At 42.2% G+C, this 11,245-nt stretch carries 11 protein-coding genes; 10 read left to right on the forward strand and 1 reads right to left on the reverse strand.

All coding sequences use genetic code 11. The annotated features are described in order from the left end of the window. The first annotated feature begins 324 nt into the window (after positions 1–324). Genes ACYQ4S_RS08890 through ACYQ4S_RS08910 form a run of 5 tightly spaced genes read left to right on the forward strand, consistent with a single transcriptional unit; the run spans position 325 to position 5,240 of the window. Entirely contained in the window at positions 325–1,143 is an 819-nt protein-coding gene (locus ACYQ4S_RS08890; RefSeq protein ID WP_459770661.1) for a phytoene/squalene synthase family protein, read from the forward strand. A gap of 32 nt (positions 1,144–1,175) precedes the next feature. Further along, a complete protein-coding gene (locus ACYQ4S_RS08895; protein ID WP_459770648.1) occupies positions 1,176–2,678 on the forward strand; it encodes a phytoene desaturase family protein in 1,503 nt (500 codons plus the stop codon). 37 nt (positions 2,679–2,715) lie between these two features. After that, a complete protein-coding gene (locus ACYQ4S_RS08900) occupies positions 2,716–3,828 on the forward strand; it encodes a glycosyltransferase family 2 protein (RefSeq protein ID WP_459770650.1) in 1,113 nt (370 codons plus the stop codon). A 29-nt stretch (positions 3,829–3,857) separates the two neighbouring features. Continuing rightward, positions 3,858–4,325, forward strand: coding sequence for a glycosyl-4,4'-diaponeurosporenoate acyltransferase CrtO family protein (locus ACYQ4S_RS08905; protein ID WP_459770663.1), 468 nt, complete (start codon positions 3,858–3,860; stop codon positions 4,323–4,325). A 57-nt stretch (positions 4,326–4,382) separates the two neighbouring features. Further along, the gene (locus ACYQ4S_RS08910) at positions 4,383–5,240 is read left to right on the forward strand and encodes a VOC family protein (RefSeq protein ID WP_459770652.1); all 858 of its coding nucleotides are present in this window, start codon (positions 4,383–4,385) and stop codon (positions 5,238–5,240) included. A 140-nt stretch (positions 5,241–5,380) separates the two neighbouring features. On the opposite strand, the gene tnpB is transcribed toward ACYQ4S_RS08910, so the two are convergent. Next, complete coding sequence (tnpB, locus tag ACYQ4S_RS08915) at positions 5,381–6,460, reverse strand: IS200/IS605 family element RNA-guided endonuclease TnpB (protein WP_459770654.1); 1,080 nt, start codon at positions 6,458–6,460, stop codon at positions 5,381–5,383. A 76-nt stretch (positions 6,461–6,536) separates the two neighbouring features. On the opposite strand from tnpB, the gene ACYQ4S_RS08920 reads away from it, so the two are divergent. From ACYQ4S_RS08920 to ACYQ4S_RS08940, 5 genes are all read left to right on the forward strand, one after another. After that, positions 6,537–6,674, forward strand: a complete 138-nt coding sequence (locus tag ACYQ4S_RS08920) for a ribbon-helix-helix domain-containing protein (protein WP_176759613.1) — start codon at positions 6,537–6,539, stop codon at positions 6,672–6,674. A 272-nt stretch (positions 6,675–6,946) separates the two neighbouring features. Further along, positions 6,947–8,836 carry a heavy metal translocating P-type ATPase gene (locus tag ACYQ4S_RS08925; protein ID WP_459770656.1) on the forward strand — a complete coding sequence of 630 codons (1,890 nt, stop codon included), beginning with the start codon at positions 6,947–6,949 and terminating at the stop codon, positions 8,834–8,836. A gap of 13 nt (positions 8,837–8,849) precedes the next feature. Further along, positions 8,850–9,320: a glutathione peroxidase gene (locus ACYQ4S_RS08930; RefSeq protein ID WP_459770658.1), complete on the forward strand. Its 471-nt coding sequence runs from the start codon at positions 8,850–8,852 to the stop codon at positions 9,318–9,320. Between the two features lie 310 nt (positions 9,321–9,630). Further along, positions 9,631–10,074: a polymer-forming cytoskeletal protein gene (locus tag ACYQ4S_RS08935; protein WP_459770660.1), complete on the forward strand. Its 444-nt coding sequence runs from the start codon at positions 9,631–9,633 to the stop codon at positions 10,072–10,074. 405 nt (positions 10,075–10,479) lie between these two features. After that, the gene (locus ACYQ4S_RS08940) at positions 10,480–11,013 is read left to right on the forward strand and encodes a polymer-forming cytoskeletal protein (RefSeq protein WP_346025193.1); all 534 of its coding nucleotides are present in this window, start codon (positions 10,480–10,482) and stop codon (positions 11,011–11,013) included. The last annotated feature ends 232 nt before the right edge of the window (positions 11,014–11,245 follow it).

Here is an 11,245-nt window from a genome sequence, read left to right on the forward strand (position 1 = left end):
CAAGTCCAATGGGACAACTGAAGAAAATGTTTGGGTAATGAAACACACAGAATGAGCCATTTTAATATTAAAATTGAAGAGTTACCATCTCTAGAAAAAAAGTTTCCGCCAAAGTCTTGACACATACCTGGTGGCGTATCATATATTGATTATATTTGAAGTATGTTACTATGAATTAAATAATGTAAATGACAAGTGTTATGGAAATAGAGTTTAAGAACACTCTCTATACCATTTATATTTTTTAGAGGAGGAGCTTGTATCGAAAAAGAACGGATACACTCTTCAGGCATAGATCAGGCCTATGCTTACTGCGAAGAGATTATAAAAGAACAGTCCAAGAGTTTTTATTTTGCTTTTTCGAAGCTGCCAAAAGATAAGGCTGAAGCAGTGTATGCCATTTATGCTTTCTGTCGCTTGGCAGATGACAGCATCGATGAAGCAGAAACAAAAGAGCAGCAGGCTGAAGCACTGGCTATGCTGACCAGCGAACTGAACCGATTTGAGCAAGGGAGAGAAGCGGACCACCCGATCTGGCACGCATTGAGAGATGTCTTCAGCAGATTTGATATGCCGATTCAACCATTTTATGATCAGCTGAAAGGGCAGGCAATGGACTATCATTTCGAACAGCCCTCGACGCTGGAAGAAGTGGAGGCTTACAGTTACTATGTAGCTGGATCTGTTGGTCTGATGCTTCTTCCGATCATAGCAACTGAGAACCATCAGGAGTTAAAAGAGCAGGCAATCGCTTTAGGCGTCGCTATGCAGCTGACGAACATATTAAGAGATGTCGGAGAAGACTACCGGAAGATTCATCGTATTTATCTGCCGTCTGGTTTAATGAAGAAGTTTAACTATACTGAACAGAATCTGTCTGATGGAGTGATCAACGAATCATTTATCAGTATTTGGGAAACACTTGCCTTAAGGGCTGAACAGCTTTATCTGGACTTCACTAAATCATTAGATCTTTTTGACAAGGATAGTCAGTATCCTGTTGCCTTGTCATCAAAAGTATACGGCGGAATACTTGACGCTGTGAGACAGAATAATTATGACTGCTTTTCCAAGAGAACCAAGACTTCCATGATAATGAAAATGCGAATATTGAGAGAAGTAAAGATGCAATTTGATAAGTGAGAGAGAAAATTTACAAGAATGAGGCAGAAAATATGACGAAAGTAAACCATCAGGGGAAAACGGTCGTAGTCATCGGTGGAGGACTGGGTGGATTGTCATCTGCCATATCACTGGCTCAAAACGGCTATACTGTGTCCTTGTATGAAAAAAACAGTCACCTGGGCGGCAAACTGAACAGGCTGGAAAAAGAAGGATTCGGCTTCGATCTCGGGCCATCTATTCTCACCATGCCTCATATTTTTGATGAATTATTTAAAAGAAACGGAAAAAAGCTGGCAGACTATGTGCCTCTCAGACAACTTGATCTGGAATGGCGTTCGTTCTTCACTGACGGGACAACCATTGATTTGTACAATGATCTGGATGAAATGAAGCAGAAGAATCCTGCGTTAAGTGATACGGACCTTCAGGAATACCGCAATTATCTTGATTATACTCGCCGATTATATGAGGCAACTGAAGAAGGGTATTTTAATAAAGGACTGGATGATCTGAAATCCATCATTGATTACCATGGTCTTATCCCTGCATTGAAGGGGTTCGATTATTTCCATACAATGGCTCAAGGTATTGATAAGCGTGTAAAAAATCCTTACATGAGGGACATGCTGAAGTATTACATTAAATATGTCGGTTCCTCTGCAGATGAAGCACCGGCTGTCTTGAATGTTCTGGCATACGTACAGAAGAAAATGGGACTCTGGTATGTCGACGGAGGCATGCACAAGCTGGCTGAAGGTTTAGTCCAACTTGGAAAAGAAGTCGGTGTGAGCTTTCATACAGGTGTTGAAGTGACAGCAATCGATACGAATGAAGAGAATGAAGTGACAGGTATAAAGCTTGGCAATGGTGAGCATGTCAGGGCTGATAAAATCGTTTCAAACATGGAAGTTATTCCCACCTACAAGCGACTTTTAAATGTCGATGCCGCCCATACAGATAAACTGGAAGAGACATTTGAACCAGCAGCATCCGGCCTCGTGCTTCACCTTGGTGTCGACCGGACTTACCCGCAGCTGGCTCATCACAACTTTTTCTTCTCTGAAAACTCCAAGCGTAACTACAAGACAGTCTTTAAAGATAAAGGATTGCCTGAGGACCCAACGATTTATCTTGTAAACAGCAACAAGACCGACCCGTCTCAGGCACCTGAAGGACATGAGAATATCAAGATCCTTCCGCATATTCCTTATAATCAGGATCGGCCGTTTACCGATGCTGATTATGCTCAGCTGAGAGAACGTGTTCTGATCAAACTGGAGCATATGGGTCTGACTGATTTGAGAAAACATATTGTAGTTGAAGATCAGTGGACGCCTGTGGACATTGAACAGACTTATTACTCTACACATGGCGCAATCTACGGTGTTGTTTCTGACCGGAAAAAGAACAAGGGGTTCAAGTTTCCTAAGAAAAGTGACCAGTACAAGAACCTTTATTTTGCCGGAGGATCGGTCAACCCCGGTGGCGGAATGCCGATGGTCACGTTAAGTGGGCAGCAAGTCGCCAACATCATCATAAATGAAGACAAGTAACAGCTGGTAATCATATTGAGAGAAAGGATGTGCGCAGATGAGTGAGGGAATACTTGCCGTGCTCCTTTCTATCGGTCTGATGAGCGGGTGTTTCTTTTTGTTTAAAATACCCGCCATTCCTTTAACCAAATCTGACAGAAATCTGCCAGCACTTTCTGTCATTATCCCGGCCAGAGACGAAGAAGAATCTCTGCCGAACCTATTGAAGTCCTTGAATAGACAGACTTATAAGGCTTTGGAAGTTATTGTTGTGGATGATGAATCCACAGACGATACAGCTAGGATTGCGGCAGCGCACGATGCGAAAGTATTGTCCACTGAAGAATCAAAACTTGAATCAGGGGGAAAATCTGCAGCTTGCTGGATAGGAGCCGAAAAGGCAAAGGGAGAATGGCTGCTCTTCCTGGATGCCGACACCTACTTTGTCAATGACCGGGCGCTTGAATCAGTTGCTGATCAATATTTGAATCAACAGGACAAGGGCTTGTTATCCATACAACCCTTTCATGAGATAAAAAAAGTTTACGAAACAGCATCGATCGTTCCAAATATCATGGTCATGGCCGGGGTCAATCGGTTCAGCCTATTAGGCAAAAGTATCGAAGAGAGAGGAGCTTTTGGCCCGTTTCTGCTTACGACGCGTAATCATTATGAAGAAGTTGGTGGGCACAGGACTATACTGGACAGCCACATGGATGACATCGAACTGGCAAAACGGTATAAAGAAACGGGCTTGCCTGTTGATGTGTTCAGTGGAAAGAAGACTGTCCATTTCCGGATGTTTCCTGAAAGCTTCAGTCAGCTGGTCAGTGGCTGGACGAAAAGCCTGCTTCATGGATCGGAAGGGACCCACCCCTTAGTTCTGTTAAGTATTGCGTTGTGGATAGCGGGGATTTGCCTGTCGACGACTATACTGATCGAGACATTAGTTACCCTTGGACCAGCAGGTATTCTACTTCCTGGTCTGATCTATTTCTTTTACTGTGTGCAGTTCAGGTGGCTGATGAACAAAGTCGGTCAGTTTCCGCTATGGACAGCAGGCTTTCCGGTAATTTATATCATAGTCTTTCTGTTTCTGTATCTCTGGGCAGTCTTTCAGGTGAAAATACTGAAAAGAGTCAGATGGCGGAACAGAGAAATAAAGTTTTAGGCTGAAAGGAGAAAGGATTGTTGAGGTTAGTGTGGGTAAACATAGCAGTATGGCTTTTTTTCCACGTGAGCATTTCACTCGGTCTCCTGAAAGTCCCCTACAGTTACTTTGGACCTGACCACCCGTCAGACATCTTATTCAGAGAGCGGTCCTTTGAACAAAAGGGGAAGCTCTGGAGAAATGTATTTTATGTACACAAATGGAAAGACAGACTCCCGGATGGTGCTTCACTTTTCAAGATGGGTTATAAGAAGAAACAGTTGGCTGATACGACAGTAGAAACAATGCAGCTGTTTATAATGGAAACGAAAAGGGCAGAACTGACTCATCTTCTGCTTCTTCTTCCTGCACCATTGTTTTTCTTGTGGAATCCAGTCTGGGCGGGTTTTGTCATGGTGTTCTATGCAATCATCGTAAATGTCCCATTTATTATTATTCAGAGATATAATCGTATCAGGCTGGCGATGATTGCTCAAAGAAGATATAAAAGAAGATGATTTTATTCCGAATCCGTGTTACTATATAAAAGTAAGTAAAATTAAAGGAGGATAAGGATGGGTAGAATAAATAAACTGATGGAAATAGGGTATGCTGAACTGAATGTGAGAGACCTGGATAAAATGACGCGTTACTATACTGATACAGTCGGACTTAGTCTGATTGAAAAAACTGACTCACAATCAAAATTAGGTATTGCAGAATCAGGAAAGGTCCTGCTTATTCTTGAAGAAACCCAAGGTCAGGATAACTTAGAAGTGAAAGCAGGTCTGTTCCATACCGCTTTTTTGCTTCCTGAGCGCAGGCATTTAGGAAATACATTATACAATCTTTTAAAAAATGAAGTGGCAATTGCCGGTGCTTCGGATCATGGTTATAGCGAAGCGTTATATCTGCAGGATCCTGAAGGCAATGGAATCGAGATTTACCGTGATAAGCCTAAAGAAGAGTGGGTGATCAACGATGACGGAACGATTCCAGGTGTGACAGAACAGATGGATGCACACGGCGTGCTGGACAGTCGGGATGAGAAAGTATCTCCATTATTTCCTGAAGGAACTGTCGTGGGTCATATACACTTGTCCGTATCAGACTTGAAAGAATCAGAGCAGTTTTATACTGATGCTCTTGGAATGGATTTGAAATACAAGTATGGTGCTCAGGCACGTTTTATTGCTGCTGGAGACTATCACCATCATATTGGAATGAACACATGGGCAGGTAGTGGCTTACCTAAGCGACGATCCGGCGATTTGGGACTACGTCAATTTACGCTTGTTCTGCCTGACCGGACAGATATTGATAAGCTGGCCGATCGTCTGTCAGAAAACGGTTATCCCTTCGAACGGGAACAGGACAGTTTGTCAGTAACTGACCCGAATGGCATCATTATTACCTTTAATGTTATAGAGTGAACTACCCACCACTTAAATTCTTTGGATTTTGAAGTGGGGGCTTCCTACGAACTCCATTCTTGTCTGCACAGACTTCATACAGACAGAGGAATCGGATAGGGGTAGGCTCAAAAGGCAGTCCCTGCCTCATTGATTTTCTTTTACTTGGCCAATGCCAAGAGGTTTTTGCTGGCATTGATATCTCTGTCAAGGTATTCCCCGCATGTCGGGCAGTCCCACTCCCGGATATTGAGCGGCTTCTTGCCGTCTCGGTGTCCGCAACTCGAACAAACCTGACTAGACGGATAGAATCGGTCTGCTTTGATAAGTGTCCGTCCTTTTTGCTTGGATTTATATTCTAATTGGCGGACGAATTCATACCATCCTGCATCACCAATGCTTTTTGCCAGTTTATGATTTTTCATCAGGTTCTTACTGGACAGAGTTTCTATTACAATGACTTGGTTTTCGTCTGTAATCTTTTTGGATAGTTTGTGCAAGAAATCCTTCCGTTGATTGGCGATTTTTTCGTGTTTCTTAGCAACCACCAAGCGGGCTTTGTTTCGGTTCTTACCGCCTTTTTGTTTGCGGAACAACGAACGCTGGGCTTTCTTGAGTTGCTTTTCTGATTTATACAGATGTTTGGGGTTTTTGTATTTCTTTATCTCACCTAAATCGTTGGTAGTGATAGCGAAATCCGAAAGGCCTAAATCAATCCCGATTTTCCTTTCGGTGATTTCCATTTTCTCCTCTTCTGATTTCACCAGAATAGAAACGAAATACTTTCCGGACTTGTTCATGGAAATGGTGCACGACTTGATGACTCCTTCAAACTTTCTGTGTTGCTTCAGTTTCACGAAACCAATTTTTGGAAGTTTGATTTTTCCGTTTTCCATTCGGATATTTCCGCCTTGGTTATTGGTGGTATAACTCGCTTTTGACTTGTGTTTGGATTTGAACTTCGGGAAACCGACGGACTTGTCTCGGTAAAAGTTTTTATAGGCTCTTTCCAGATTTTGTTGGGCATTCGCCAAGGCTAGACTGTCCACTTCTTTCAAAAATGAAAATTCTTTTTTGTACTGAGCCGGTGTATTGTGGAGCATCTGTTTCGTTTCTTTGTAGTGGTCGATTTTGTCGCTGAGCATTTTGTTGTAGATGAAGCGGACGCATCCGAAACAGTTCGCAAAATAGTCTTTTTGTTGTTCGGTTGGGTATAATCTGTACTTGTATGCTTTCAACATATTTGTCACCTCCTCTTTTAGTTTTCTACTTGATTATACTGTAAAAATACCGTACAATCAAGTCGGGGGTGAACATATGTCTGACAAAGAACGCGTAGAAATACGCATGCCAAAAATCATTTTAGAAAAAGTAGACGCCTATCAAAAAGAAAATGGACTGCCGACAAGAACAGCAGCTATCCTCGAACTAATAAGAAAAGGTCTTGAAAAATAAATTCAAGCTATCGCTTGACCGACATTCATCTCCCACTTTCACTGGTGCTTCGCACCCATACGTTTAGAAGTGGGAGACTTCTTTCGGAATTACGTTAAAATAAATGGGACCTTTGGCAGAAAATACATATGTCTGTCAAAGGTCTTTTTAGTAATAATGGCAAGATTATGGATAATGAGAAATAGTATCATTCTCATCTGAATGAATACACTGGGTCCCTGCTAAAGATTGTGCTATCTTTAACATATAAAGCATAAACGAGGGTGACTAATATGAAGGCACTATTTAAAAATAACAAGCCAATGCTTCTGACCGTGATCAGTGGGTTTCTGATCCTGTTCGGTGGCATTGCATCATATAATAACTGGAGACCGTTGGATGTCGTCCTCTTTATCAGTTCCTTTATCATTGGCGGGTATTATCAGGGGAAAGAAGGCATAATGGAGCTGGTAAGAAACCGGTCACTCAATGTTGATATTCTGATGGTTCTCGCAGCAGTAGGGGCATCGATCATCGGTTTCTGGCTGGAAGGTGCTCTGCTGATTTTCATTTTCTCACTTAGTGGCTCACTTGAAATCTACACAACAAATAAAAGTACAGATGCCATTTCTCACCTGATGAAGCTTACACCTGACACAGCTCTCCGCCTCACAAAAGAAGGCAGAACTGAAGAAGTCGAAACTGAAGCTCTCGAAATAGGTGACTGTGTCCTTGTTCCGAAGGGAGCTGCCATTCCTATAGACGGTCAGCTAATCAGTCAGTATGGGCTCATCGATGAATCAGCAGTCTCAGGCGAATCGGTCCCTGTAAGTAAGCAGGCGGAAGATGTAGTGATCGGGGGAACTGTGAATATTTCTCAGCCTATTAAGGTTCGTGTGACCACTGACTATTCAGACACACTTTTCGCTAAAATAATCAGACTGGTTGATGAAGCGCAAGGTACACCGTCTCAGACAGCAACATTCATTCAGTCGATAGAAACGCATTATGTAAAAATTGTTCTAGTTTTTGTGCCAGTCATGATTCTTGTTTTTCTCTATATTCTTGGTTGGGGTTTCACAGAATCATTTTACAGAGGAATGGTCCTGCTTACTGTTGCTTCACCTTGTGCTTTGATGGCTTCAGCCAGTCCCGCCACTTTATCGGCGATTTCTAACGGAGCTAAAAACGGCGTGCTGTATAAAGGCGGTTCCTACCTTGAGAATTTTAGTCATATCAGCGCAGTTGCATTTGATAAAACCGGAACTCTGACTGAAGGAGCACCGAAAGTGACGGATGTGGTATTTAATGATCAGTCATATGGCAAGGAGATCCAGCAGGTCGTTGTCGCTATGGAGAAACAGTCCAGCCACCCCCTTGCGAGAGCAGTTGTCGATCATTTGAGTGCTGAAACGGAAGGCAGACTGTTCCACTTTGACCTGATCAATGAAGTAGAAGGAAAAGGGATGGAAGGCGTTGACGGAACAGACAGATATAAAATAGGAAAGAAAGAATTTGTTGTTAAAAATGATGATGATTACTTGGCAATTGAAGCAATGAACAGACAGAATGAGGGAAAGACAGTTTTGTATGTATCAAAAAATGATGAACTGACTGCCTATATTGCTTTACTGGATCTCCCGGCTCCCGGAGCAAAAGAAACAGTAGACTATTTTAAAAGTCACAACATCAGGACGCTCATGATAACTGGAGACAATCAGGCGACAGGTGAATCGATCGGTTCATTGATAGGAGTCGATGAGGTGATAGCCAACTGCCTACCTGACGAAAAAGCGGAACTGATTCTGGAACTGAAGAAACGGTACGGCACAATTGTCATGGTAGGCGATGGCATAAACGATGCTCCGGCTCTGGCGAATGCCTCCATCGGAATTGCAATGGGTGCGGGAACGGATCTCGCTATGGAAGCTGCTGACGTGGTGCTTGTAAAAAATGATCTGCAGCAGCTGTCTTATAGTCATAAACTGTCCAGACGCCTGAACAGAATCATAATGCAGAATGTTGTATTTTCGATTGCCGTGATTGTTTTTCTGATCATAGTGAATCTGCTGCAGCTGATCAATCTTCCTTTAGGAGTCATTGGACACGAAGGCAGCACGATACTAGTTATATTGAACGGCCTGCGTCTGCTCAGATCATCGAGTTTTCAGCACAACAGTTAAAGGAGAATGCCCCATGGATTTATATGATATTGAAGTAGAAACGATTGAAGGAAAGAAACAGACACTGGATGAATATAGAGATAACTGGCTGATTATTGTCAATACGGCCAGCAAGTGCGGTCTAGTGGGGCAGCTTGAAGGGCTCCAGAGTATATACAACGCGTACAAAGATAAGGGAGTCCAGGTACTAGGATTCCCCTGTGACCAGTTTATGAATCAGGAGCCGCTGGAAAATGACGAAATAAAGGAATTCTGTACCATGAACTATAGCGTGACTTTTCCATTATTTAAAAAAATCAAAGTCAACGGGAATGACGCTCACCCCTTGTACAAGTATCTTAAAGAACAGACAGGCGGGAAGATGATTAAATGGAACTATACTAAGTTTTTAATAGGGCCGCAGGAATCAGTGATCGAACGTTTCTCTCCTGTATCTGGTCCTGAAAAAGTAGAAGAAGAACTGAAAAAGCAGTTAGATAAATAAAAAAGAAGATTTCTTCACATGTAAAACATTTAAAACAAAGTCTTGTTAAGTTACCGAATCACAGTTGTTTGGTGCTGACAAGGCTTTTATTTATGCAGTTTAGCTTAATTTTTTTTAAATATTAGAGCTTTCTTCTTGAAATGTAATTGACATAAAGTTGAAACATGCTATGATTAATGTGAATTAAATCACAATTAATTAGGAGAAACAACAATGGCAAAGTGGAACAAATTATTACTTATTACAGCAAGCATGGGGGTTACTAGCTGCTTGTGACAACGCTGCAGAAACAGAGGAGCCGGCTGAAGAAGTGGAAGAAACAGAAGCTGAAGTTACAACTGGCGCTACTCAAGTTCGTGTAAATGATGAAGATACATTACTCGAAGGGTTATCCAGTGACGGAGCTTGGATCGTTATTTTCGAAGATGATATCACCACTGATGAAGATCTCGTTATGGTAGAAGGTTTCGAGAATAAAGGAGAAACTGAACGTAAGCTTGCATTATACGCTCAGGATGCCGACCGTAACGTAACAGAAACCTTTACTCTGACTGCCCCAAGCATCACTATTCAGAACGAAAACACCCGTCTGCAGAATGGTACATTTGTAGGAGACGTGTATGTAGAAGCTAACGGATTTAAATTAGTTGGTGGAACAATCGATGGAGACTTGATCTTCGCAAGTGAAGAATTTGAAGCATCATCAGAAATCGATGAGAATTCAGAAGTTACAGGCGATATTAGGGTAGACTAGTTTTGACTCCAGGATGACCGCCAGGATAGATAGGGCGGTCATCTTTCACATTGCTGAACAGATTGACTCTGTGAACAATTACTCAACAATCTGACACATGTTAGTTAGAAGGGCAGTTTTTATTAAACAAATGAGATAGGATATTTTGAAGTTTTTCCTTTTTTTATAAGAAAGTAAGCGATTGACATTTCACAAAAATAAGCCCTGTAATTATAAACGTATGAGTAATAATTAAGATGATTTTAGTGGGTTGAATTGTTGACTGCTTCACAAATGTAAGGTATAGTATAATTAGTAATGAGTCGGGGAAGAACTGTCCGAATTAATCATTCTCTCCTTCTTCTCCGTTCATTCTATGATCAATAAAATTTCCATCAGGAAAGGTAAGGGATAATTATAGATATTTTGAAAAAGAAATTAGCTGCAGGCGCTGCAGTAGTAGCACTAGGCGGATTTTTGGCAGCATGTGACAATGGTGCAGATACTGACGACAACGGAGACAATGGCGATGCTGTAACAGCTGCATCTATTACAGATGATGCCAGTGAAGTTGAAGCTTCTCTAAGTGCTGACGGAAACTGGATTACTGCTATAACAGCTGATGTAACTATCGACGGAGACTTGACAGTTGCAGGTACATTCTACGACAAGGATGACGAAGACGGAGATGTTTACCGCAAACTGGCGCTTTACGACCAGGATGAAGATCGTAATGTAACTAATGAGTACACTCTATCTGTCGGCACAATGATTGTTGAATCACCAAACTTCCGTATTCAGGAAGGTACAGTAGACGGAGACGTATACGTAGAAGAAGACGGATTCGAACTATCCAACGCTACAGTAACAGGAGACGTGACATTCGCTTCTCAGGAATTCATGGATTCAGCATTATTGGATGAAGGAACTGTAGAAGGCGAAGTCAGCGTAGACGAATAAGTCTATTCTACTGAAACATCATCACCTGCGGACACAGGAGAGACCGGGTATCAGATTTAATTACCTAAAAGGGGGCAGCTCTATGCACAATACGTGCACAGAGCTGTTTTTTGGTGCGCCCGGCATGGGCGACAACTTGGTGGTGAAAGTCCACTACAGGCTTTGCAGTAGGAACTGTTAGTGAATGACAAGGGTGTCCACCGTGAGGTGGAATCTGAAGGAAGTCGGACGC

Source organism: Alkalibacterium sp. s-m-28, assembly GCF_054658175.1.